Origin of the sequence: Streptomyces sp. NPDC057302 (assembly GCF_042667685.1) — a bacterium.
Taxonomy (GTDB): Bacteria; Actinomycetota; Actinomycetes; order Streptomycetales; family Streptomycetaceae; genus Streptomyces.
On the sequence record NZ_JBHUZJ010000008.1, the window covers coordinates 127,146 to 149,301 of the forward strand.

Sequence of the window (22,156 nt, forward strand, 5' to 3'; positions counted from 1 at the left end):
GGGGGAGCCGGGGTCAGGCCTTGACCGGGTCCGAGGCGTCGGAGCGGGATCCGGAGTCCGGGTCTGGGTCCGGGGCCGGGTCGCCGGAGCCTGTCGGCGCATCCGGTGTGCCTTCGGGGCCCGAGCCGTCGTCCTCCACCGGTTCTCGGCCGGGAGTGGGCAGGTCGAACTTGACGATCGCGAACCGGAAGATCGTGTAGTAGAGCGCGGCGAAGATCAGGCCGATGGGTATGAGGAGCCAGGGCTTGGTGGCGATGCCGTAGTTGACGACGTAGTCGATCGCGCCGGACGAGAACCCGAAGCCGTCCCGGATGCCGAGCGCGTAGCAGACCGCCATCGAGACGCCGAAGAGCAGTGCGTGGATCGCGTAGAGCACGGGCGCCACGAACATGAAACTGAACTCGATCGGCTCGGTCACGCCGGTGACGAACGCGGTGAGCGCCACCGAGATCATCATGCCCTTGACCATCTTGCGGTTCTCGGGGCGTGCGGTGTGCGCGATCGCCATGGCCGCGGCGGGCAGGGCGAACATGTAGATCGGGAAACCGCCGGTCATGAACTGGCCCGCGGTCGGGTCACCGGCCAGGAAACGCGCGATGTCGCCGTGGACCTCGGCGCCGGTGGACGGGTTGACGTAGGTACCGGCCTCGAACCACGGGAAGAACTGGAAGAAGTGGTGCATCCCCACGGGGATGAGTGCGCGGATGACGACTCCGAAGATGCCCGCGCCCCAGGCGCCCGTGCCGATGAGCCACTCGCCGAAGTGGAAGAACCAGCCGCCCACGGTCGGCCAGATCACGCCGAAGAGGATGCCCATGCCGACGCCCGCGAAGGCGCACAGGATCGGGACGAGGCGGCGGCCGCCGAAGAAGCCAAGCCATTCCGGGAGCTTGGTGCGACTGAATCGCTGATAGAGCAGCGCCGCCACCAGGCCCATGACGATGCCGCCGAGCACCTTGGCGTCGAGCGGCTCGCCGTCCACGCCCTTGGGGAAGGCGGGGCTGGCCAGGACGGCCTTGAAGACGAGATAGCCGACGGCGGCTGCCAGGGCGGTGGAGCCGTCGGCCTTCTTGGCGAAGCCGATGGCCACACCGATGGCGAAGAGCAGCGGCAGGTTGTCGAACACCGTCTGGCCGCCTGCGGCCAGGATCATGCCGAACTTCCTGATGATCTCGGGGAAGTTCTCGCGGCCGAGGATGTCCGCTCCGCCGAGGCGGACCAGAAGCGCCGCCGCGGGGAGGGTCGCCACGGGAAGCATCAGGCTGCGGCCGATGCGTTGCATGACCGCCATTGCGCCGCTGCCGCCCCGCTTCTTTGCGGTGGCTTTCGCTGAGCCCGTGCTCATCGGTCTTCCTCCAGGGGGGGTACGCCGGGTCGTTACGCCGCCAAAGGTATGCGGTGGTTTGCAAGTGGTCAATAGTGGTCTGCATGTATGTGCCATGAGGGGACCGAAGGCCCGAGGGGCGGGGCTGAACCGGGCCGAAGTGGCCGAAGTGCCACGGTTGCCGCTCGTACCTTGAGTGGTACGTAGTGGTATTCTCCCTGCAGACCGCTGGAGGTTCACCGATGGCTGCCGACGCCACCCCCGCCCTGTCACGGCGTGCGCCGCAGCGCACGAGCGACCCCGCCCCCCTGTGGTCGCAGACCGCCGGGCTCATCCTCGAGGAGATCCAGGCACGCGGCCTGACGCCGGGGGCGAAACTGCCGCCCGAGCGGGAGCTGTGCGCCCAGCTCGACATCTCCCGCGTGACCCTGCGCAAAGCGCTGACGCATCTGGTGGACCAAGGCGTGGTGACGGCCTCGCACGGCAGAGGCTGGTTCGTCGCCGCACCGACGTCCGCCCGGGAGTGGCCCAACGACCTCGAGTCGTTCACCGCCACGGCCCATCGCAAAAACATGCGCCCCGGCTCTCTCGTCCTGCGCCAGGAGATCGAGGCCGCGTCACTCGACGACGCGGAACGGCTCGACGTGCCGGCCGGCACACCACTGCTTCACCTGGAACGGGTCCGCCTCCTCAATGACGTGCGGATCGCCGTCGACCGCACCCTGCTGGTGGCGGAGCTGGCCCCGGGCCTCGAAGGCCTCGACTTCACGTCCGCGTCCCTCTTCGAGGAACTGCGCGAGCGCGGCGTGGAACTCGACCGCTCGGAGACCACCATTGAGGCCCGCAGCGCGGACACGACGCTCGCCGGACGCCTGGAGATCACACCGGGATCGCCCGTCCTGGTCCTTGACCAGACGATCTATGCCCGAGACCAGCGCCCGCTCCTGCTGTCCACGGTCGAGTACAGCGGCGACCGCTACCGGCTGCGCACCACTCTCCAGCCACGGTGACACGGCGAAAGACGCGCCGGAGCGGCCGATGGGACCATGTCGCAGGGCCTTAAGTAACTGATGACTGCGGTGCGGCACCGTCGTGCGGCTCGGTCAGGAGCAGGCGGTGGCGGTGGCGGTGTGGAGCACATGCGTGGGTGCGCTGCTCGGTGGGCGACGACAGGGGCCCAAGACAAGACCTGGCGGCGTTGCGGAGGCCGGGCCGGACGCGGGTGAACTCGTCGAGTGCGGACCGCCCGCTGTCGGCGAGCGCATGGTGCTGCCGCTGCCGGGTCGCAGACTTCCGGCTCACGGTCATTCCCTGCGTTGCTGGGTTCGGAAGGTGGACGGGGTGACGCCGGTGCGGCGGGTGAACTGGCGGGTGAAGTAGCCGGGGTCGTTGAATCCGGTGCGGCGTGAGACCGCGACGACGGTCAGGTCCGTCTCCGCGAGCAGCTCCTTGGCCTGATTGATGCGGAGCCGTTGGACGTACTCCTTCGGGCCGTGCCCGGTCTGCCGATGGACGACTTCCCTCAACTTCTCCGGCGTCAGGCCGAGTTCGCCTGCCGTGACCGCGAGCGGGAGCGCGCTGTTGCGGGCTAGCGCGACCAGGGCGGGGTGCTCGGTCTGCGGGCGGCCCAGCGCGGTGATCAGTTCGTGGAGGGCGGCGGCGGACGCGGTTTCGGGGTCGGGACGGTCCAGGGCGCGGCGCAGCCGGGTGAAGAGCAGGGCGGCCGATGCGGCGTCGGCAATGGGGGTCGCCTCGGCGGGGAGATAGCCGAGTTCGGCGTACGCACGAGTGGCCGGTCCGTCGTACAGCGCCCACTGCTCGCTCCAGCCGTGCTCGTCCGGGCCGTAGGTGTGGGGGACGCCTGCCGGCAGGTTGAACAGGGTCGGCGGGGCGACCGGGCGGTCGTTGCAACGCCCGCTGCCCGCGGTCACGAGGACCACGGCATGCGAGGACAGCACCCGCTCGCGCACCGTGCGGAGGCGGCCGCTCTGTCCGCCCACTCCCAGACACACCAGGCCGAGCCCCCAGTGCGCGGCGGCGGGGGTGAGATGGCGCGACCAGCCTGGCATGCGGTCACTGTAGGCGGGACGCGCCGTGCCCCGAAACGTCCTGCACCAGGCGCGCTTTCGTGCATGGTCCCGCGGGCGGGTCGAGGCCAGGATCGTGGCCATGCTGACGTCCAACGGCTACAGACTCGACACCGCCCCCGCCAGGCTGGGCGCCCTCGAACCGGTACCCGGCGAAGAACGGCATGACCGCGATGCCCTGTGGGCCCGCTTGCGCCGCCACGGCTACCTCTATCTCAAGGGCGCCCTGCCCGTGGCCGGCGTGATCGAGATGCGCCGCCACTACTTCGACGCCCTTGCCCCGACCGGGCTGCGGGAGCACGGTCGGAGCGACGTGGACCCCGCGGCCCTGCGCCGAGTGCTGTTCAAGGAGCTGGTGCCCGGCCCGGCCTATCAGGAGTTCTGCACCCAACCCGCATTGCGCGACTGGTACGCGTGGTTCCTTGGCGCGTCGGCATTCCTGCACCGTCGAAAGATCATCCGGCATCAGCGGGCAGGCGACACGGGCATCGGATTCGCCACCCAGGCCCACTATGACCTGGTGTACCTGCGGGAGGGCACCGACCGGGTGCTCAGTTCCTGGATTCCGTTGGGCGACTGCCCCGCCACGCGAGGCGGCCTTGTCTACCTCGAAGGAAGTCATGAGCGGGTGCGCGCCGAGGAACGGGGCGGACGGCTTCGCAGGCCCGCCGCTTCGATCACGGCCGATCTCCCGGCGCTGGCCGAGGAGTTCGACTCCCGCTGGCTGGTCGCCGACTACGAGGCGGGCGACATGGTGGTCCACTCCCCGTACCTGGTGCACGCCTCCCTCGACAACGCCGACCCCGGCGAAGTGACCCGCCTGTCCACCGACATCCGATACCAGCGCGCCGCCGACCCCATCGACTGGCGCTGGCAGGAGCATTGGCACGACCGCGACGGCCTGTGACCAGGGCGGCGGGCCGTTGCCGTGCCGTGATGTGTTGTGCCGCTACCGCGGGGCGGGCCTGTTGGCCTGCCACCGACCTCGCCGCAGACCACTGGCATCGCGCGTTGCCGGGCACGCCCGATCCTGGCCAAAGCCTTGACAGAGCCGGACAAGATTTCCAGACTCATCTCCGCAACCGGATGTTTACGTAAACATCGTTGAGCGCATCCCCACATTCCGACAGGGAGAAACCCATGTCCGCGAAGGCGCAGAGGAGAACACCGAGGCCCGAGGGGCGGCAGGCGAGAGGCACGACCGCCCTTCTGCTCGCCGCCCTGGCGGGGCTGCTCCTCTCATTCCTGTCCCCCCTGGGCTCGGCCCAGGCAGCCCCCGCCGCAGTCACCGTCGCCAACGGAACCCAGTTCACCGACCCGAACGGCGACGTCGTGCACGCCCACGGCGGCGGTGTGATCAAGGTGGACGGGTACTACTACTGGTTCGGCGAGAACCGGAACGAGGACAACACCTTCCGGTATGTCTCCGCCTACCGCTCCACCGACCTGAAGACCTGGGAATTCCGCAAGCACGTCCTGACCCAGAAGAGCGATCCGGAGCTGGAGAGCGCCAACATCGAGCGCCCCAAGGTCATCTACAACGAGGCCACGGACACGTTCGTGATGTGGATGCACAAGGAGAACGCGAGCGACTACGGCGAGGCCCGCGCCGCCGTGGCGGTCTCCTCCACCGTTGACGGCGACTACGCATGGCGGGGCAGCTTGCGGCCGCTCGACCACATGTCACGGGACATCACCACGTTCGTCGACGACGACGGCACCGGTTACATGATCTCGGCGGCGAACGAGAACGCCGACCTGCACGTCTACCGGCTGACCAAGGACTACACCCAGGTGGACTCGCTGGTGCGCAAGCTGTGGGAGGGCCGGTCGCGTGAGGCCCCGGCCATGTTCAAGCGCGACGGCCGATACTTCCTGCTGACGTCCGGCGCCACCGGCTGGTCCCCGAACCAGCAGAAGTACAGCAGCGCCGAGAGCATCACCGGTGACTGGACCGAACTGAAGGACATCGGCAACGGGAAGGCGTACGGCTCGCAGACCGCGTACGTCCTGCCGGTCCAAGGCACATCGGGAACGTCATACCTCTACATGGGTGACCGCTGGGGCAACTCGATGGGAGGGAACGTCAACGACTCCCAGTACGTGTGGCTCCCGCTGGACTTCCCCACCAGGGAGACGATGACGATGGACTACTACCCGCAGATCTCCGTCGACGCGGGAGCCGGCGAGGTGGGCGGCACCGGGAGCTGGGAGACGCTCACCGCGAAGCACAGCGGGAAGTGTGCCGACATCGCCGACGAGTCCCTGGGTGACGGCGCGACCGCGGTCCAGTGGTCCTGCGCCCGGGGCAGCCTCAACCAGCAGTTCTGGTTCCAGGACTCCGGTGACGGCACGGTCCGCGCGATGCTCCGGCACAGTGGGAAGTGCCTCGACGTCCGTGACGCCTCCACCGCGGACGGCGCCGCCGTCGTCCAGTCGCCCTGCGGCGAGGGCGACAGCCAGCGCTGGACCGTGCGGGACACCACCGGGGGCGCCGTTCACCTCATGGCCCGGCACAGCGGCAAATGCCTCGACGTGCGGAACCGGGCCACCGGTGACGGAGCCCCCCTGATCCAGTGGGCATGCGACGGCGAAGCCGCCAATCAGCGGTGGGAGCGCACCGGTTCCTGAACCCTTCGGGGGATTCATAGGTCGCAGGACGACACTCGCTCACGTCGCGGACTGTCGCAGCACGGCGATGTCGCGAGCCGGCAGGACGACGCTGTCGGGGGAGGTGGGACCAAGGAGCACGTCGCCGCTCAGGCCGGGCAGTGGGACGGGCTCGTCGCCGCGATTGACCAGGAAGAGGTACCGGTTCTCCCCGTCGTGACGCACCACGAGCTCGACCAGCCCCCGGGCGTGCTCGGGCAGTTCGCTGGCCACCCCGGCCCGGGTGAGCAGCTCGGGCAGCAGTCCGGCCAGGCCCTCGCTCCCGAGGCGCGTGGAGACGTACGTGGCCGTACCCCGGCCCGCCGTACGCCGTGTGACGGCGGGCCGGGAGGCGTGGGCGCCGGTGCGGTAGCGGGCGAGAACCTCGACGTCCGGTCCCGTCACATCGATCCGGTCGGTCCACATGCTTGCGGCGGTCCCGTTGTCCAGGCCGACGAGGTCGCCGTCGAGCAGCGGCCCGAACTCCTCGATCCGAATGCCTAGAAGTTCTCTCAGCGCGCCCGGGTAGCCGCCGAGCCAGATGTGGTCGTTCTCGTCCACGATGCCCGAGAAGTACGTGGTGACGAGGTGGCCGCCACCCTCGACGTACCGTGTGAGCTCCTTGGCGAGCTGCTGCGGCACCACGTGCAGGACCGGCGCGATCACGACGTCGTACGAGGACGGGTCCGTGTCATGGGCGGGTACGACATCGGCGCGGATGCCGAGGCGGAACAGCGCGGAGTACCAGTCGAGGGCCTCGCGGTGGTAGTCGAGGCGCGAGGTGGGGTGGGAGTCGTGCTCGCTGGTCCACCAGGAGTCCCAGTCGAACAGGATGGCCACGCGGGCGGGTTCGCGCTCGGATCCGGCGAGCGGCGCGAGCGCTTCGAGGGTCCGGCCCAGCGAGGTCACGGACCGGAAGAGTTCGCTGTCGGCCCCGGCGTGCGGGACCATCGCCGAGTGGTACTTCTCGGCGCCGGCCGCCGACTGGCGCCACTGGAAGAAGCACACGGCGTCGGCGCCGTGCGCGACGTGCAGCAGCGAATCGCGGGCCAGCTCCCCCCGGTTCTTGGCCAGGTTGACAGGCTGCCAGTTCACGGCACTGGTGGAGTGCTCCATCAGGAACCACGGGCGGTGCCCCGCGATGCCGCTGGTCAGGTTGGCGGAAAAGGACAGCTCGTCCCGGCCCTGCGGGCCCGGACGGACATAGTGGTCGTTCGAGACGAAGTCCACCTCGCTCGCCCAGTCGGCATAGTTCATGCCCTTGATGCCGCTCATCACCATGAAGTTGGTGGTGACGGGCACATCCGGCGTCAGCTCGCGCAGGACGTCCCGCTCCGCCCGCAGATACTCCTTCAGCGCGTCCGACGAGAACCGCTTGAAGTCCAGCTGCTGCGTGGGGTTGGGATGCGATGCGGCGAGTCGCGGCGGCAGGATCTGCTCCCAGTCGCTGTAGCGCTGCGCCCAGAAAGCCGTGCCCCAGGCGTGGTTGAGCTCGTCGAGAGTGGTGTACCGCTCCCGCAGCCAGTCCCGGAAGGCGCGGGCCGCGTCGTCGGAGTAGTCATAGACGTTGTGACAGCCCAGCTCGTTGGAGACGTGCCAGGCGACGAGGGCCGGGTGACCGGCGTAGCGCGACGACAACTCCCGTACCAGGCGCAGCGCGTGGGTCCGGAACACGGGTGAGGTGGGTCGCCAGTGCTGGCGGGCGCCCGGCCACAGTGTCTCGCCCGCGGCGGTCACCGGCAGGATCTCCGGGTGCGCGGTGGTCAGCCAGGGCGGCGGGGACGCGGTGGCGGTGGCCAGGTCGACGCCGATGCCGCCCGTGTGCAGCAGGTCCATGACCTCGTCGAGCCAGGCGAAATCCCAGGTCTGCGCGGTGGGTTGGATCCTGGCCCAGGAGAAGATCGCCAGGGAGACGACGTTCACACCGGCCTCGCGCATCAGCTTCACGTCCTCCTGCCACACCTCCCGCGGCCACTGCTCGGGGTTGTAGTCGGCGCCGTAGCCGATCCTTCGGCTGCCGTCGGGGCCCTTCGCGTACGGGAATCGGGAGGTGAGGGGGGCGGTCATGTACGTCCTTTCAACGGAGCGGCTGGCCGGCTCCGGTGGTTCGGGGTGGGAGCCGGGGGGCTACTTGTCGATGGTGAAGCCCTGCTCGCTGCCGTACTTGGCGGAGGCCTCCTGCCACGTCTTCAGGCCCGCGGAGAGCTTCGTGCCGGAGACGTAGGCCTTGCCGACGGTGTCGTTGAAGATCGAGTTGGCGTACGCCTGGTAGGGCAGGTACTTCCAGTCGGTGGTCACGCTCCTGGCGGACTCGGCGAAGATCTTGTTGGCCTTCTGGCCGCCGAAGTAGGGGAACGCGGTGTTCTGGAACGACGGGGAGTTAAGGTCCTTGGTCGTCGCGGGGAACGCGCCGTTTCGCACCCGGGTCGGTACGCCCGCACCGGAGTTCGCGTACTCGACGAAGGCGTAGGCGAGTTCCTTGTTCTCGCCGAGTTCGGGCAGCGCGAGCGAGCTGCCGCCGTTCTCGGAGCTGGCGCTTTCGCCCTTGGCCCACTGCGGCAGCGGGGCCACCCGCCAGTCGCCCGCCGCGCCCTTCACCCCGGAGGTGAAGTTGGCGGGCATCCAGGCGCCGATGGGGAGCGTGGCGATGGTGCCGTCACCGAGGCCCTTGTACCAGTCGTCGCTCCAGCCGGTGACGGGGGAGACCAGCTTCTCGTCGAGCAGCTTCTGCCAGGTGTCGGTGTACCTCTTCGCGCCCGTGTCGGTGAAGTCGATGCCGACCTTCGTGCCGTTGACCTTGTACGGACGCGAACCGGCCTGCCACAGCAGGCTGGTGCTCAGTCCCGCGTCTCCGGTGTCGCTGGTGATGTACGCCTTCGGGTCGGCCTTGTGCAGCGCGCGGGCGGCCTCGATGTACTCGTCCCAGGTCGTCGGAACGTCGATCTTGTGCTTGTCGAAGACCTTCTTGTTGTAGAACAGCGCCATCGGACCCGAGTCCATGGGCAGGCCGTAGATCCCGTCACCGGACTTCACCGCATTCCACGGACCCGGTGAGTACGTCCCGTCCAGCTTGTCCGCCCCGTACACCGAAAGATCGGCGACCTGCTTCGTCAGTGCGTACTGGCCCAGGGCGTAGTACTCGATCTGCGCGACGTCCGGGACGCCCTTCTTCGCCGAGATCGCATTCGACAGCGCCTTGTACTGGTCGTTGTTCGTCCCCGCGTTGACCAGCTTCACGTCGACCTTCGGGTACTTCTTCTCGAAGTCGGCCTCGACCTGCTTCAGGGTGGGCTCCCACGCCCATACGGTGACGGTTCCGCCCTTCTTCAGCGCCGCCTTGATGTCGGAGGCGCCGACCTCCTTCCGGGCGGAGTCGTCGTCGCCTGATCCGCAGGCGGTTGCCCCCAGAGCGAGAACGGTGAGAAGACCAAGGCCACGCATCAGCCGTCGGGAGTGCTTGGGCATAGCGATACTTCCACTTCGTCGTGGTTCGACAGGACGGGTGCTTAGGTGGCAGCGGCCAGGGGTCGCGGCCGGATACGGACTTCGCGTAGCGCGGCTACTCCTTGACGCTTCCGGCGGCGAGCCCGGACTGCCAGTACTTCTGGAGCAGCAGGAAAGCGGCGACGAGGGGCACGACGGTGAGCAGCGAGCCGGTGACGACCAGGTTGAAGACGGCCTCGCCGCCGGCCGTGGCCGCCTGCTTGTTCCAGGCGTCGAGGCCGAGGGTGAGCGGGTACCAGTCGGGGTCCTTCAGCATGATCAGTGGCAGGAAGTAGTTGTTCCACGTCGCGACCGTGGTGAAGAGCAGCACGGTGACGGTGCCGGGTGCCAGGAGCGGCAGGGCGACCTGGAAGAAGGCGCGCAGCTCGCTCGCGCCGTCGATGCGGGCGGCCTCCATCAGTTCGGTGGGGATCGCCTCGGTGGCGAACACCCACATCAGGTAGAGGCCGAACGGTGAGATCAGCGACGGGATGATGATGGCCCAGGGGGTGTCGGTGAGCCCCATCTTGCTGAACATCAGGAAGGTGGGGACCGCGAGAGCCGTGGTGGGCACCGCGACCGCGCCGATGACGACCGCGAACACACCCCGCTTGCCGGGGAAGTCGAACTTGGCGAGCGCGTACCCGCCGAGGACCGCGAGGAAGGTGGCCCCGCCCGCGCCCACCACCACGTACAACAGGGTGTTGAGGAGCCAGCGGCCGAAGACGCCGTCCTGATACGTGAAGGTCGCGGTGATGTTGTCCCACAGGGCGAAGTCCCCGTCGAACCACAGGCCGAAGGAATCGGCGAGCCCCTGCTGCGTCTTGGTGGCGCTGATCAGCAGCCACACAAGGGGGGCGAGACTGTAGAGCAGCATGATGCCGGTCAGTGCCGTCAGCAGTACGCTGCGCCGGGGGCGGGACCGGGACCGGGTGCGGCGTCGCGGTGCGCGCAGGCGCGGGGCAGCCGATGTCGGCGGTGCCGCGGGCGAGGGGTCCGCGCCTGCCCCGGCGGCGCCGGCGGTGGTGCTCGCGGTGGGCAGTCCCGTCATCGGGCTCACGCTCCCTTGCGCATGCCGCGCAGCTGGACGACGTAGGCGACGACCATGGTGAGAACGCCCATCACGATGGCGACCGTCGCGGAGTAGTTGTGCTGCTGGCCGGAGAAGGACAGCGAGTACGTGTAGTAGTTCGGGGTGTAGTCGGTGGTGATCGCGTTCGGCGCGAGCTTCTGCAGGATGGCCGGCTCGTTGAAGAGCTGGAAGCTGCCGATGATCGAGAAGATCGTGGCGATGACGAGGGCTCCGCGGATCGCGGGGATCTTGATCGCCGAGATGACCCGCCACTGGCCCGCTCCGTCGATCTCCGCGGCCTCGTAGAGCGAGTGCGGGACGACGCGCAGCGCGGAGTAGAAGATCAGCATGTTGTAGCCGACGAACTCCCAGGTGACGATGTTGCCGATCGACGCGAGAACGAGGCCGGAGGAGAGTGGGTCGGGCAGGTGGACGCCGAACGCCTCGTTGATGTCCCCGACCAGGCCGAAGCGGGGCCCGTACATGAAGCCCCACATCAGGGTCGCGACGACCGCGGGCACGGCGTACGGCAGGAAGACGGAGATCCGGAAGAAGTCCTTGCCGTACAGGCGGCCGCTGTCGATCGCGAGCGCCACCAGCAGGGCAATGCCCAGCATGATCGGCACCTGGACCAGCAGGAACAGCCCGACGCGGAGCACTCCGTCCCAGAACTGGTGGTCCTGCAGGGCTTGTTGGTAGTTGTCGAGACCCACGAACGAGGTGCCGCCGATGAGTTGCGTCCGGAACAGGCTCAGATAGGCCGAATACAGCAGGGGCGCCAGGAAGACCAGTGCGAAGACGAGCAGGAAGGGCCCGATGAACACCCATCCCGTCCATGAGCGGCGTGCACGCCTCACCGGTGGCCCGGCCGGACGGGCCCCTGCTGCCGCCGGCGGTTGTAGCGTCGTCATCTCGCGTCCCTCGCTCGTGCTTCGCCAGACCGAAACCGCAGTTCACGTAGACGTTCCAGGCCGATGAAGCGGCTCGACCAAACGCGGGTCAGGCGTTATGTTTACGTAAACATCCAGTGGCGGCATGTCTACACTGCCTCCAGATGAGCGGTCAAGAGTTGCTCACGAAGGGCGGTATCCGGTGAGGGAGAGCGTGGACGGCACAGACGAACACACCCCGGCGTCGCGTGCGACGAAGGGCGGGCCCGCCCCCGCGAGCTCTCACTCGCGCCGCCGTTCCGTGTCGATGGCGGACGTGGCCCGGCTGGCCGGGGTCTCCTCGCAGACGGTCTCCCGCGTCTCCAACGGCTTCCCTGGCGTGAACGAAGCCACGCGCCGGGAGGTCCTCTCCGCCATGAGAGAGCTCGACTACCGCCCCAACAGTGCGGCCCGCGCACTCAAGAGCGGCGAATTCCGCACCATCGGTGTCATCACCTTCTCCCTCTCCACGACCGGCAATGTCCGCACTCTGGAGGCGATCGCCGTCTCGGCCGCGCAGGAGGGCTACGCGGTCACGCTGCTGCCCGTCGCCATCCCCACCCAGGACGAAGTCCGCGGAGCCTTCTCGCGGTTGGGGGAACTGGCCATCGACGCGGCCGTGGTCATCATGGAGGTGCACCTCCTCAACGACGCGCGTCTGTCACTGCCACCGCACGTGAAGGTCGTCGTCGCCGACTCCGACGCCGGGGACCGGTACACGGTCGTCGACACGGACCAGGTCGGCGGCACCCGTGAAGCGGTCGGCCACCTCCTCGACCTCGGACACGAGACGGTATGGCACCTCGCAGGACCCGAGGAGTCGTACGCGGCCCAGCGCAGGACGGACGCCTGGCGCTCGGCCCTCGGGGAGGCCGGCCGCACACCACCGCCACTGGTCCGCGGCGACTGGTCGGCCGAGTCCGGCTACCGCGCCGGCCTCGAACTCGCTGAACAGGCTGACTGCACCGCGGTGTTCGCGGCCAACGACCAGATGGCGCTCGGCCTGCTGCGCGCCCTCAACGAGCGTGGCCGCAAGGTCCCCGACGACGTTTCCGTGGTCGGCTTCGACGACATCGCCGAAGCCGGTTCGTTCCAGCCCCCGTTGACGACCGTCCACCAGGATTTCGGCGAAGTCGGGCGCCGCTGCGTGGACGGTGTTCTGCACCAGGTCAAACACGGGGAGCCGGAACACGGCACCACTCTGGTGCCGACCCGACTCGTGGTGCGCGCGAGCACCGCTCCGCCACTGCCGCGCTGACACACCGACCCGACGACGCTGTGCGCCGCCCCGGACTCAGTGGCCGTGCGAGGCAGTGCACCACCCCGTGCTCAGCGGCCGGTCGCGCCCACGTCACGTGACATCCGTACGACCACCGTCCGCTCGGACAGTGCGCTCCGCAGGCGTGCATGGGTGCCGGCGGCGTCGGCCACCACGACCGGCGGCTTCATGACCCAGCCGGTGAGTGCGACGAGCATGTCCAGAGCCGGCCGCCATGTGGTCGGCACTGGTCGGAAGAGCTGACGGAGTCCCGTGGGTCAACGGCGCTGCAGCATGCCCCGGACGTACGCGGCCTGGCCGGTGTGCTGCAGATCGTCGGAGATGACACTGATCAGCCGGACGCCGAGGGTGACGTGCGGCGTCCACTGCTCGTCGACGACTCGGTCGAGCGCCGCGTCGTCGAGTGTGCGCACGAAGGAGAGGGTCTGCTCGTGGACGGCGTCGTGGTAGCCGCGCAACTGGTCGGCAAAGACGCCACTGACCGACGCCACCTGCTCGGAGGTGTGTCCGTAGCCCGTCTCCTTCTCGCCGAGGGGTAGCTGGAACCGGTCGGACCAGCCTTGGCCGGTCCACACCTGGCCTCGGCCCGCCGCGTCGGCGACGTGATCGTCCTGGACGCGGGTGAGGTGCCACACCAGCCAGACGATCGAATTGGCCTTGTCGCCCGGACGGAAGGCGAGCTCCTCGGGCGAAAGCCCGTCGACGGCAGCATGCACTTCATCCCGGACACGATCGAACGCTTCTGCCAAAAGCTCTGCAGTGTTCATCCATCCATGGTCACCCCTGGGGCGGAGACCGGCCGGAATGGCAAGTGACGACGGCCTGTCGTCGGCTCTCGGCCTCGGTCTGTCGGATAGATCGGCCGGTAGCACCGCGAGGGCTTCGCGCTGCCCCGCCAGTGTCATCCAGGCCGCTTCCCGCGCCGCGCCCCACCAGGCTCCCACGGCAGCACGGGCACGACGGCGCGTCGGGGGGATGTCGCGGATGCGAGTCCAGTCCCGTCCGCGGCGAGGGCAGGTGCACGCCGTAGGGTCTGTCCCATGCAGGAACTCGACGTCACGCCTGATCGGTTGGCCGGCACCTGGCACATTCTCTGTTCCACGTTCCCCATGTGGCTGCACGGTGGACGCACGGACGCGACGTTCACCTACACCCCCCTGCCGAGCGGGAGTTCAGGGGCGTCACGTATGCGGGACGAGGTCGGGTATCGAAGCCGGGGGCGCCGACGCCGCATCCTCGGCGTCGACACCCGGCTCACCGAACGGCCCGGCACCGTCTACCGGTGGCGCGGCCGCGGCCTCCTCGCAGCGCTGTCGAGCGAGTGGGAGGTGCGCGAGGTGGGGGCGGGCGACGCATGGGCCGTGATCGTCTTCAGCCGCTCGCTTGTCACCCCGGCCGGGGCGGATGCCGTGGTACGCGCCGAACACCTCACCGACCGCGGCGTAGTGGCAGACGCGCTCGAAGCCGGGGCCCGCCACCAGGCGCGACAGGTGCCAGGGTTCACTCACCAGGGCTGACCTGGGTCGGCACCACAGCAATCAGCGCTTTCGAAGTGGGGTGCGCGGCAAGTCCTGCGCTCCTTCGTAGTCCTAACAGGTGGGCGTACGGGGTTGCCCCGGTCAATGCTGGATCAGACCGCCGACAGGGACGGGTGCAACGTGGCCCGCTGCCGGAACGCTCTGCGCCGGTGCGAGGCCGACGTCGACCGGCGATGACCTGCGCGAGCGAGCAATTCCGAAACCGAGATCGCCGTCAGGAGTCGCGGCCGGGGACACCGATGAGGCCGTCCCCGCCCTGGGCTGCCGCTTGCTCCCCGCGGTCGATCTCCTTCAAGTTGGACGCGTAGACCTCCTCGCCGACGCGGTCCCCGCGTCGCCGGCACTCCTGCAAGGCCTTATGCGTCCACGCCCTGGCCTCGCCGCGCTCACCCGCGTGGAAGTGGTTCAGCCCCATCAAACCGCAGAGCTTGCCGAGGAAGCGGAGGGCGGACGCCGCCTCGGGGAGTGCGTCCAGCTCGTCGAGGAGCCGCAGCAGCGCCCGGTTGCTCTCCTCGAACCAGGCGCGGTCGCTCAGCTGCTGAGCGTGTGTGAGGGTGTCCCGGCAGGCGCCGAGCCGGCGTCCGTCGGACGTGCCGCGCCGCAGCTCGCGGGCGATGAGCAGGTCGTCGAGGACCGCGGCTGCTTTCCCCTCGCCCCGATCTCCCGCGCGCACCGCCAGGTCGTACGCGAGGCGAGCGTGTTCGACAGCGGTGTCGAGGTCGTCCCGCATGGCCGCGTGCGTGGCCATGCGGGAGTGGATGGCGGCCAACCGGGCGTCGTCGGTCAGCCCCTGGCCGAGTTCTTCCCGGAGCAGCGCGTCAGCGGCCTCGTGCTCCCCGTCCTCGGCGAGGATCTGCGCCTCGTGGATCCTCCCCAGCGGGTCGCCGGGCAAGTCGGCTCCCGACAGTTGGCGCAGCGCGTCGGGGCGGCCCAGCCCGTTCAGCTCGCGGGCGAGCCGCTCAATCGTCTGTGGGTAGGGGCGCATGGCCTTCATGTCCCGGTGGAAGGACTCCCGCAGTTCTTCGGGAACCCGCAGCCATTCCTTCCGGCGGGCATCCAGTTGGGCGGCGTGCTGTCGGCACAGTGCGGTGAAACCGGCGTGGTCCCCTTCCCGGTCGGCCACGCTGAGGGCGCGCAGCACACGTCCCAGCTCCCCCTCGGCGAACTCCCCCACGTGCGGCACTCTCATCGGACCGGAGCTCCCCACTGCAGCAGATGGTTGTACAAGTGCATGGACAACAACCCCGCCGGGTGTTCGTACCCTGCTCCCCACCCGGACAACAGGGCGCTGTGCGGTGCGCCGGGCGCCACGTCACCGACGACCTGCTCGACGTTCTCGGCTGCGAGATCCAGGGACACGGTGACGACCGGGAGACGCGCCTCGAACACCACGCGGCACAGCGCCTGGCCCACGTCGTTGGCCACCAGTCCGGACTTTCCCATCACCACCCACACGTCGGCCTTGACGGGCCGCGCCCGCAGCCGCCCGTGCGGCAGGTGTCCCACGGGCACGGGGTCCACCGCGGTCCAGCTCCCCGAGACGACCGTGACGCGTAGCAGCTTCTCCAACTCAGCTCGGTGCCGCCGTATCCAGGACGAGATGAGAACGGCCTCGCCCTCGCACTCGGCGACGATCGCTATGTGGCAGGTCGGTGCGGTGCCGATGGCAGCCTGCTCAGGGACAGACCAGTACGGCGACGAGTCGGCAGGCCCGGCCTCAGCGTGTCCCTCCTCGACATGACCCCGGAGATTCAGGCCGCCCCACCCGTCGAAGGAGCCGATCACCCGGACCGGCCGGCCGCCGTCGAGTGGCTGCGACCCCTCGTAGTCCGGCGCTGGAATCAGGACCTTCCCCTCTCCCATGTCCGGCAACGGAACCACGCCGGTGACCAGGGCCTGTCGGCTCATGCGGCCGTTGGGCACGGCGGTGGCGAGCATACGGTCGTAGAGGTAGGGAAGGTCGCCCGGATCCGCCATGGCCAGCCCGAGCCGGCGTACGCACTCCTCGCGCGTCTGCAGCCGGAACAGTTCGGTGTCCAGCAGCCCGCGCCAGATGACCAGCTGACGGTCGTTCACCAGGCTGCGCAGCGACTCGGCGTCCGTGGCGGGGCCCGAGGGCCGCGCCGGTCCGTGGGCCAGCAGGACATCGGGACGCCCGCCCAGCGTGCACGCAAGCGAGTTCACCGCCTCCAGGCTGCACCAGGCCCGGCCCAGGTAGTCGGCGACGTCGTCGAGCAGCACCAGAGTGCGCCCGGCGAACTGCAGCAGGAACAGCGATTCGATGGTCTGCCGGAACAGCACCTGCTCCTCGCGGGTGCGCGGGGCCTGCGGCACGCAGCTGTAGTCGTACCAGAGATGGATCCGTTGCAGCAGCGGCCGCAGCGAGGGCAGGGTGTCGAGCAGTTCGTGCAGGCGCCGCAGGCCGACATCGTCGCAAGCCCGTGCCGCACCGAGCTCGATCGCGTCCAGGCCGGCCCGGTCCACCTCCCGGGCCACCGGCGTGAGTGACGCGGCATCGAGCACTTCCCTCAGGACCCCGACCAGCAGGCACTCGGCCAAGTCCGAACCGGCCATGCCGACCGGCATGTTCATCGCGGCGTGATTCACCCGCCGAGGGGTGTGCAGTCCACGCCGGTGGGCGACTCTGACCGCCTCGCACAACGAGGCGAAGAGATGCCACGCGACCAGTCGCGCCTGCGTGCCGTCCGGGTCGGGCTGATCAACGCCATGCCAACGGTGCGAGACGAACACGTGATGCCGACCGGGGAGGACTCCGCGCGCCAGCCGAGACGCAACCTCGCGCATCTCAGGAAAGCGCGCGGACCCGATGAGCTCGTCCAAGGGCAGCCAGCGCGACGCGGTCAGGTTCCGCCGGAGCGACATGGTGGGCTGGGGACGCACGTCCTGCGCCTTGGCGATCCCGTCCAGTGCGCGGAGGGGAACCGCCAGCGGAAACCTGCCGACGATCTCGCCCCCCGGATCGGCCATGGCGTACAGCAGGCCTCGCTCGATGCCGACCCGGACCTGCCCGTCGGGAACGGCGAGACGCCGATGGGCGATGAAGTCGTGCTGCTGGGCGAGCCGGGCCAAGTCGTCCGGCAGACGCGCCCGTTGCTGCCGCCGCTCACGTACGGCCAGGCCGGACAAGGTCTCGACGCCGAGGAACGGAACCTGCGGGCAGGCGCACAAGTAGCGGTACGCGAGGGCGTCGTACGTCTGCTCGCCCCCTCCTCGCGCATAAGCCAGCGCCTTGGCGGCCGCCTCGTCCGCGCGCCAGACGGACAGCAGTCGGGGATGCCTCCGCAACTTCTCCGGCGGGATCGACAGCAGGGACTCGACTCCATCGGCAGGCGGTTCACTCCGAGACAACCAACTCACGTCCCTCCAACGCGTTATGCCCGGCATCACGATCAACGCATGCATCTTGTCAGTAGAGTTGGCGAGCGTGACGACTACGGGGAGATGCCGCCATGGCCGAGATCAGTGACGCACTGTGGAACGACGGCATCGGCGCTCAGGACTATGGCGACGCAAAGGCCACGTATCACGCCGCGGTCTTCGACCAGTACAAGCTGTGCGTGGAGATGGCCGACCGGGTCAGTGCCCGGCGCAACCTCGCCAACACCTTCTTCCTGACCCTCCACACCGCACTGTTCGCCTTCTTCGGCGCCTGGCTGTCCCAGCAACCGAACCGCCAGGTGCCGGTCGTCCTGGCCGTCGCAGCCCTGCTCGTCCTGCTGGGCATGTGTGTCACCTGGTGGTTCACCGTCCGTTCCTACCACCAGCTGAACCGGGGCAAGTTCGCGGTGATAGGAGCGCTGGAGGAGCGGCTTCCGGCCCGCACCTTTGTGGCCGCGGAGTGGCGCGCGCTCGGCGAGGGCCGCGACTGGCGCGTCTATCTGCCGCTGAACAAGGTCGAGCGATGGATTCCCGTGCTCTTCGCCGGGGCCTATGTCCTGGGATTCGCCGCAGCCATCCTCCTCTGAAGCCACGGACGCTCGGTGCCGCTCCGTGCCGCTCGATCACCGCGCCACCGCCACGGTCGCCGGATAGGGTGACGGCCACATCGCCGGGCCGGAAGGGGATCGTCGCGTGGTCACGGTCGCAGTCACCGGTCACATGGACCTGGTAGCCGGGGCAACTGACCCGGTGCGCACGGCACTGCGCGAACTGCTGGCCGGTGCGTACGACGACGCGCTCGCGGGGCGTTCATGCCTGGCCCGCGGCGCCGACACGCTGTTCGCCGAGGAAATCCTGGCCCTCGGCGGCCGACTGTCGGCGATCATCCCCTCCCGGGACTACCGGGACACGGTGGTGGCCCCGACGGACCTCGTCAGGTTCGACGCGCTGTGCGAGGCCGCCGACGAGGTGGTGATCATGCCGTTCGAGCACGCGGGGCGCGAGGCCTACGAAGCAGCCAACCGCCGCCTGCTCCAAGGCGCCGACCGTCTGCTGGCCGTCTGGGACGGCAGCGCGCCCACCGGCCGGGGCGGCGGCACGGCGGACACCGTTGCCGCTGCTCGCTCGGCCGGGCTGACCGTCGACATCGTATGGCCTCCCGGTACGCGCAGGTCCAGCAGCTGACGGAGCGCCACATCGGGACGGTCTCGGCTCCGCTGGTTCTGTCCGAGTCCGGGCCCACCTGGCAGAAGCTGAGCCTGAAGCACGGCAAGGCGTAGGGAGGTGGTAGGACAGTTGGGGGTAGCAGGGAGTCGTGATGTCGACGAGCGGAGTGCGCGTGCAGCAGGAGACGTTGACCGTACCTGGGCATGTATACGGATACCCGGACGTGGCCTTCGGAGGCTGGGTGGCCGGGGTGCTGGCCGGGCGGGTCGGGGCAGCGGCGGTGGGGGTGGACTTCCGGGGGGTCGTACCGGTCGGGAAGCCGGTGAGGGTAGCGAAGAGCCCGGACGGGGCTTGGGAATTGTCCGGTGAGGATGGGCGGGTGCTCGCTGCGGCGCGGGCACGGGTGGTGGGGGTGACGGCACCGGTAGCGCCGAGTTGGGACCAGGCGTTGGCCGCCTCGGAGAAGTTCCTGGCGACTTGGCCTCCCGGCACGAACGACTGCTTCGGGTGCGGGGTCGGACGAGCGCCGGGGCGGGGGCTTGCCTTGTGCCCCGGGCCGGTGGCGGGCCGAGAGGTGGTGGCGGCCGCGTGGATCCCTGGGGTCGAACTTGCCGACGGGGACGGGCTGATACCGGATGAGTTGGTGTGGGCGGCGCTCGACTGCCCCGGAGGATGGGCGGTGCGGGAGCTTGGTACGTCGACGGACGCCTCCGTGACCGCCGCGCTGGCCGCGACGCTGTTGCGGCCCGTGGTGGCCGGTGAGGAGTATGTCTCCTACGCGTGGGTGGGGGAGTCGGCAGGGCGCAAGCATCCGTCGGGGGTGGCGCTGGCCACGGCCGAGGGTGAACTGTGCGCCGTCGCCGAGGCGTTGTGGGTGGACCCCCGGCAGTGACGGGAGCCGCGGGTGGGTGTGGTTCACGCTGCGATCGGCGGGCGACGCAGGGCGGCGGTCATGGCAAGGCCTCGGCTCCGTCGGTCGTCGCGGATCACGGGACCGACCTCCTCGGCGCGGCGCGCGTAGGCAGGGCGCAGATGCCGCTGGGCACAGCGGCCGGTCAGCGCGTACATCACTGCCGCGAACGCAGCCCGCTCGCCACACGGAGCAGGCCCACCGTCTTGTGGCCGATCAGCGAACGGCGGCAGCAACGGGGCGTCCAGCCACCAGAGTTCATCAGGAACCAGATGCTTCGATGAGGCGCCCGCCGGTCGGCAACTCCCGGTCGAGATGGTCGCCCACGCGTCGGCGGAACACGGAACGGCAGATTGGTGGGGCGGGCGTTGGCGATGGGCTCAGGAGGCGGAGGTGCCGACGCGTACGGCGGTCGCTGCGAGGGTGCTGTAGTTCATTGTGAAGCCTCCGCCAAGGGAATCGATGGCGCTCCCGACCGCGTCCAGTATCTGGTCCAGCTGATCGGGACGGAGTTGGGTAAGGCCGCCGGTGGTGGGCAGCAGGTCCAACCATTGGTCGCGCGTGTAGGACTGCTCCCAGTCGAATCGCCACTGTTCGGGAGCGTTGAACTGCTCGGTCTCGCGGATCTTGTCGGCGAACTTCTCGTATGCCGCCTGGTAGAGGCCGAGCGGACGTCGGGTCGGTTGGCCGTTGAGCGGGGAGTCGGGCGCCGCCTGCCGATACGCAGCGGCGAACGGCTCGGCCACCTCGGGCGGCGGCTCGTACACGTGCCCGAAGATCGCCAACCGTCCCCCTGGCCGCAGCACACGTGCCGCCTTCGCGACGCCGGCGACCGGATCCACCCAGTGCCACGACTGGGCAGCGATCACCGCGTCGAACGTCCGCCCGCCCGGCTGCCAAGCTTCGAAGGTGGCCACCTCGACCTGCAGGCCACGGGCTCGCGCGAAGTCGGCCATCCGCGCATCGGGTTCAATGCCGAGCACGGTGCAGCCGGCGGCCTGGAACTGGCGGGCTGCGATGCCGGTGCCGCAGCCGACGTCGAGCACGTCAGAGCCGGGGCTACCGGTGACGATTCGTGTCACCAACGTATCGGGGTAGCCGGGGCGGGCCTGGTCGTAGCGTTGGGCGTCCTCGCCGAACGACTCGGCCATCCGGCGGGCCTCATGCGGCTCTGCCGGGGATGATCCTGGTTGCTCTCGCGGTAAAGTGGGCATGCGCCCACCGTAGTGGGCGCATGCCCACTAGGCAACGATCGCCAGCGCGATGAAGTACGAGAGGATCTGTGAATGCCGACTGGGGTGCATCTTCGCGACGCGCGGCAGCAGCTGTTCGACGCTGCGGAGCGCGTGCTTCTGCGGGACGGGCCGAACGGGTTGACCAGCCGGTCCGTCACCGATGAGGCGGGCTGCGCCAAAGGGGTCCTGCATCGCCACTTCTCCGACTTCGACGCCTTCCTGGCCGACCTCGTGCTCGACCGGGCCGCGCAGCTCGAGACGCAGGCGAGTGCGCTGCGCGAGACCGCCGGCACCGGCGCGGTGGCCGACAACCTCACCAGCGCACTGGCCACCCTGTTCGGACCGATTCCGGTGGCCATCATCCCGCTCATCACCTTCCGGGACGAGCTGCGCGCACGGCTGCGGCAGGCCAGGCCCGGAGGCGGCATCGCCATCCTCGCCGAGGCTGCGACCGCGATCTCCGCTTATCTGGCCGACGAGTGTGAACTGGGCCGCATCGCGGCCGACGCCGACATCGACTCACTTACCCTCTCGCTGGTCGGAGGCGGGCACCTCCTGTTCGCGGACCGCGACCCCGGCCCACCGGACTTGGCAGCCGTCAACAAGCTCGTGACAGCGGTTATCGCCGACGCCGTTCAACGACGACCGTCTTGAAGACCCCTGAGGTCAACCCGGCCAGCACGGCGTCGATGTCCTGAGACAGGAACCCGGCGAAGCTCTGCACCGGGGCGGGCACGGTCTGCTCGGCCCGACTGATCCAGTCGTACGGAAGGAAGTCGCGGCCGTGGCGCAGCAGGCCGGTGAACGCGCGGGCGAAGTCGCAGGCTGCCCCCGCGATGTCCGGGCAGGTCAGCCGCACTTCGTCCAGACCGGCGGCGTCGCGAGGTGGCAGGCTCGCGCGGTTCTGCATGATGATCCAGCAGGCGGTCCGGCGCGCGGCGCGGCATGGGTAACTCGGCGGGGCCGTGGGTGAGATGCCGGCGCGAACGGCGCGAACGGCGCGAACGGCGCGAACGGCGCGAACGGCGCGGAGGCAGCGGGTGCGACTGGAGTAGCCGCCCTGCTAGCCCTGTCCACGCAGTCC

The 22,156-nt window shown here is 69.3% G+C and carries 22 protein-coding genes; 10 read left to right on the plus strand and 12 right to left on the minus strand.

Features of this window, described 5'->3' with window-relative positions; all coding sequences use genetic code 11:
- Positions 1–13 precede the first annotated feature (13 nt).
- The gene (locus tag ACFUPX_RS09045; protein WP_383318415.1) at positions 14–1,345 is read right to left on the minus strand and encodes a PTS transporter subunit EIIC; all 1,332 of its coding nucleotides are present in this window, start codon (positions 1,343–1,345) and stop codon (positions 14–16) included.
- A gap of 221 nt (positions 1,346–1,566) precedes the next feature.
- Between ACFUPX_RS09045 and ACFUPX_RS09050 the strand changes: the two genes are divergently transcribed.
- Complete coding sequence (locus ACFUPX_RS09050; RefSeq protein ID WP_383318417.1) at positions 1,567–2,334, plus strand: GntR family transcriptional regulator; 768 nt, start codon at positions 1,567–1,569, stop codon at positions 2,332–2,334.
- A 294-nt stretch (positions 2,335–2,628) separates the two neighbouring features.
- On the opposite strand, the gene ACFUPX_RS09055 is transcribed toward ACFUPX_RS09050, so the two are convergent.
- Positions 2,629–3,393, minus strand: coding sequence for an AraC family transcriptional regulator (locus ACFUPX_RS09055; RefSeq protein ID WP_383318420.1), 765 nt, complete (start codon positions 3,391–3,393; stop codon positions 2,629–2,631).
- A 100-nt stretch (positions 3,394–3,493) separates the two neighbouring features.
- Between ACFUPX_RS09055 and ACFUPX_RS09060 the strand changes: the two genes are divergently transcribed.
- Both ACFUPX_RS09060 and ACFUPX_RS09065 read left to right on the plus strand, forming a co-directional pair.
- Entirely contained in the window at positions 3,494–4,318 is an 825-nt protein-coding gene (locus ACFUPX_RS09060) for a phytanoyl-CoA dioxygenase family protein (protein ID WP_383318424.1), read from the plus strand.
- 233 nt (positions 4,319–4,551) lie between these two features.
- The gene (locus tag ACFUPX_RS09065) at positions 4,552–6,042 is read left to right on the plus strand and encodes an RICIN domain-containing protein (RefSeq protein WP_383318427.1); all 1,491 of its coding nucleotides are present in this window, start codon (positions 4,552–4,554) and stop codon (positions 6,040–6,042) included.
- Positions 6,043–6,081: 39 nt separating this feature from the next.
- On the opposite strand, the gene ACFUPX_RS09070 is transcribed toward ACFUPX_RS09065, so the two are convergent.
- From ACFUPX_RS09070 to ACFUPX_RS09085, 4 genes are all read right to left on the minus strand, one after another.
- Entirely contained in the window at positions 6,082–8,127 is a 2,046-nt protein-coding gene (locus ACFUPX_RS09070; RefSeq protein ID WP_383318430.1) for a beta-galactosidase, read from the minus strand.
- Between the two features lie 60 nt (positions 8,128–8,187).
- Positions 8,188–9,525, minus strand: coding sequence for an ABC transporter substrate-binding protein (locus tag ACFUPX_RS09075; RefSeq protein ID WP_383318433.1), 1,338 nt, complete (start codon positions 9,523–9,525; stop codon positions 8,188–8,190).
- A gap of 94 nt (positions 9,526–9,619) precedes the next feature.
- A complete protein-coding gene (locus tag ACFUPX_RS09080) occupies positions 9,620–10,585 on the minus strand; it encodes a carbohydrate ABC transporter permease (protein WP_383318601.1) in 966 nt (321 codons plus the stop codon).
- 14 nt (positions 10,586–10,599) lie between these two features.
- Positions 10,600–11,526: a carbohydrate ABC transporter permease gene (locus tag ACFUPX_RS09085; protein WP_383318436.1), complete on the minus strand. Its 927-nt coding sequence runs from the start codon at positions 11,524–11,526 to the stop codon at positions 10,600–10,602.
- 286 nt (positions 11,527–11,812) lie between these two features.
- On the opposite strand from ACFUPX_RS09085, the gene ACFUPX_RS09090 reads away from it, so the two are divergent.
- The gene (locus ACFUPX_RS09090) at positions 11,813–12,802 is read left to right on the plus strand and encodes a LacI family DNA-binding transcriptional regulator (RefSeq protein WP_383318604.1); all 990 of its coding nucleotides are present in this window, start codon (positions 11,813–11,815) and stop codon (positions 12,800–12,802) included.
- 71 nt (positions 12,803–12,873) lie between these two features.
- On the opposite strand, the gene ACFUPX_RS09095 is transcribed toward ACFUPX_RS09090, so the two are convergent.
- Positions 12,874–13,020, minus strand: coding sequence for a hypothetical protein (locus tag ACFUPX_RS09095; RefSeq protein WP_383318439.1), 147 nt, complete (start codon positions 13,018–13,020; stop codon positions 12,874–12,876).
- Positions 13,021–13,080: 60 nt separating this feature from the next.
- Positions 13,081–13,590: a DUF664 domain-containing protein gene (locus ACFUPX_RS09100; RefSeq protein WP_383318442.1), complete on the minus strand. Its 510-nt coding sequence runs from the start codon at positions 13,588–13,590 to the stop codon at positions 13,081–13,083.
- 273 nt (positions 13,591–13,863) lie between these two features.
- On the opposite strand from ACFUPX_RS09100, the gene ACFUPX_RS09105 reads away from it, so the two are divergent.
- On the plus strand, positions 13,864–14,340 hold the full coding sequence (locus tag ACFUPX_RS09105; RefSeq protein WP_383318445.1) for a hypothetical protein: 477 nt from the start codon (positions 13,864–13,866) through the stop codon (positions 14,338–14,340).
- A 235-nt stretch (positions 14,341–14,575) separates the two neighbouring features.
- Here ACFUPX_RS09105 and ACFUPX_RS09110 read toward each other — a convergent pair whose 3' ends face one another.
- Complete coding sequence (locus ACFUPX_RS09110; RefSeq protein WP_383318448.1) at positions 14,576–15,550, minus strand: hypothetical protein; 975 nt, start codon at positions 15,548–15,550, stop codon at positions 14,576–14,578.
- Entirely contained in the window at positions 15,547–17,739 is a 2,193-nt protein-coding gene (locus ACFUPX_RS09115) for a hypothetical protein (protein WP_383318451.1), read from the minus strand. The genes ACFUPX_RS09110 and ACFUPX_RS09115 overlap by 4 nt, the downstream gene beginning before the upstream one ends.
- Before the next feature lie 92 nt (positions 17,740–17,831).
- Between ACFUPX_RS09115 and ACFUPX_RS09120 the strand changes: the two genes are divergently transcribed.
- The 4 genes from ACFUPX_RS09120 (at position 17,832) to ACFUPX_RS09135 (ending at position 19,819) form a co-directional block, all read left to right on the plus strand.
- A complete protein-coding gene (locus tag ACFUPX_RS09120; RefSeq protein WP_383318454.1) occupies positions 17,832–18,347 on the plus strand; it encodes a hypothetical protein in 516 nt (171 codons plus the stop codon).
- Between the two features lie 106 nt (positions 18,348–18,453).
- Positions 18,454–18,945 carry a hypothetical protein gene (locus ACFUPX_RS09125; RefSeq protein ID WP_383318457.1) on the plus strand — a complete coding sequence of 164 codons (492 nt, stop codon included), beginning with the start codon at positions 18,454–18,456 and terminating at the stop codon, positions 18,943–18,945.
- Positions 18,912–19,040, plus strand: a complete 129-nt coding sequence (locus tag ACFUPX_RS09130) for a hypothetical protein (protein ID WP_383318460.1) — start codon at positions 18,912–18,914, stop codon at positions 19,038–19,040. Before ACFUPX_RS09125 ends, ACFUPX_RS09130 begins: the two co-directional genes overlap by 34 nt.
- Positions 19,041–19,486: 446 nt before the next feature.
- Positions 19,487–19,819 (plus strand): hypothetical protein, encoded by a 333-nt coding sequence (locus ACFUPX_RS09135; protein ID WP_383318462.1) that lies wholly within the window; start codon positions 19,487–19,489, stop codon positions 19,817–19,819.
- Between the two features lie 398 nt (positions 19,820–20,217).
- Here the strand turns inward: ACFUPX_RS09135 and ACFUPX_RS09140 are convergent, their stop codons facing one another.
- Positions 20,218–21,051 (minus strand): class I SAM-dependent methyltransferase, encoded by an 834-nt coding sequence (locus ACFUPX_RS09140; protein ID WP_383318465.1) that lies wholly within the window; start codon positions 21,049–21,051, stop codon positions 20,218–20,220.
- Positions 21,052–21,123: 72 nt separating this feature from the next.
- Here ACFUPX_RS09140 and ACFUPX_RS09145 point away from each other — a divergent pair, with 72 nt between their 5' ends.
- A complete protein-coding gene (locus ACFUPX_RS09145; protein ID WP_383318468.1) occupies positions 21,124–21,726 on the plus strand; it encodes a TetR/AcrR family transcriptional regulator in 603 nt (200 codons plus the stop codon).
- Here the strand turns inward: ACFUPX_RS09145 and ACFUPX_RS09150 are convergent.
- Entirely contained in the window at positions 21,692–21,982 is a 291-nt protein-coding gene (locus ACFUPX_RS09150; RefSeq protein ID WP_383318471.1) for a hypothetical protein, read from the minus strand. The genes ACFUPX_RS09145 and ACFUPX_RS09150 overlap by 35 nt on opposite strands.
- Positions 21,983–22,156 lie beyond the last annotated feature (174 nt).

What these genes read in the sequence shown, in the direction of transcription:
- ACFUPX_RS09095 (WP_383318439.1), bottom strand. Translation starts at nt 13,020, where the DNA reads ATGCTCGTCGCACTCACCGGCTGGGTCATGAAGCCGCCGGTCGTGGTG.
- ACFUPX_RS09070 (WP_383318430.1), bottom strand. Translation starts at nt 8,127, where the DNA reads ATGACCGCCCCCCTCACCTCCCGATTCCCGTACGCGAAGGGCCCCGAC.
- ACFUPX_RS09145 (WP_383318468.1), top strand. Translation starts at nt 21,124, where the DNA reads ATGCCGACTGGGGTGCATCTTCGCGACGCGCGGCAGCAGCTGTTCGAC.
- ACFUPX_RS09055 (WP_383318420.1), bottom strand. Translation starts at nt 3,393, where the DNA reads ATGCCAGGCTGGTCGCGCCATCTCACCCCCGCCGCCGCGCACTGGGGG.
- ACFUPX_RS09130 (WP_383318460.1), top strand. Translation starts at nt 18,912, where the DNA reads ATGGCCTCCCGGTACGCGCAGGTCCAGCAGCTGACGGAGCGCCACATC.
- ACFUPX_RS09065 (WP_383318427.1), top strand. Translation starts at nt 4,552, where the DNA reads ATGTCCGCGAAGGCGCAGAGGAGAACACCGAGGCCCGAGGGGCGGCAG.
- ACFUPX_RS09100 (WP_383318442.1), bottom strand. Translation starts at nt 13,590, where the DNA reads ATGAACACTGCAGAGCTTTTGGCAGAAGCGTTCGATCGTGTCCGGGAT.
- ACFUPX_RS09090 (WP_383318604.1), top strand. Translation starts at nt 11,813, where the DNA reads ATGGCGGACGTGGCCCGGCTGGCCGGGGTCTCCTCGCAGACGGTCTCC.
- ACFUPX_RS09075 (WP_383318433.1), bottom strand. Translation starts at nt 9,525, where the DNA reads ATGCCCAAGCACTCCCGACGGCTGATGCGTGGCCTTGGTCTTCTCACC.
- ACFUPX_RS09120 (WP_383318454.1), top strand. Translation starts at nt 17,832, where the DNA reads ATGGCCGAGATCAGTGACGCACTGTGGAACGACGGCATCGGCGCTCAG.
- ACFUPX_RS09150 (WP_383318471.1), bottom strand. Translation starts at nt 21,982, where the DNA reads ATGCAGAACCGCGCGAGCCTGCCACCTCGCGACGCCGCCGGTCTGGAC.
- ACFUPX_RS09110 (WP_383318448.1), bottom strand. Translation starts at nt 15,550, where the DNA reads ATGAGAGTGCCGCACGTGGGGGAGTTCGCCGAGGGGGAGCTGGGACGT.
- ACFUPX_RS09045 (WP_383318415.1), bottom strand. Translation starts at nt 1,345, where the DNA reads ATGAGCACGGGCTCAGCGAAAGCCACCGCAAAGAAGCGGGGCGGCAGC.
- ACFUPX_RS09140 (WP_383318465.1), bottom strand. Translation starts at nt 21,051, where the DNA reads ATGCCCACTTTACCGCGAGAGCAACCAGGATCATCCCCGGCAGAGCCG.
- ACFUPX_RS09085 (WP_383318436.1), bottom strand. Translation starts at nt 11,526, where the DNA reads ATGACGACGCTACAACCGCCGGCGGCAGCAGGGGCCCGTCCGGCCGGG.
- ACFUPX_RS09105 (WP_383318445.1), top strand. Translation starts at nt 13,864, where the DNA reads ATGCAGGAACTCGACGTCACGCCTGATCGGTTGGCCGGCACCTGGCAC.
- ACFUPX_RS09060 (WP_383318424.1), top strand. Translation starts at nt 3,494, where the DNA reads ATGCTGACGTCCAACGGCTACAGACTCGACACCGCCCCCGCCAGGCTG.
- ACFUPX_RS09050 (WP_383318417.1), top strand. Translation starts at nt 1,567, where the DNA reads ATGGCTGCCGACGCCACCCCCGCCCTGTCACGGCGTGCGCCGCAGCGC.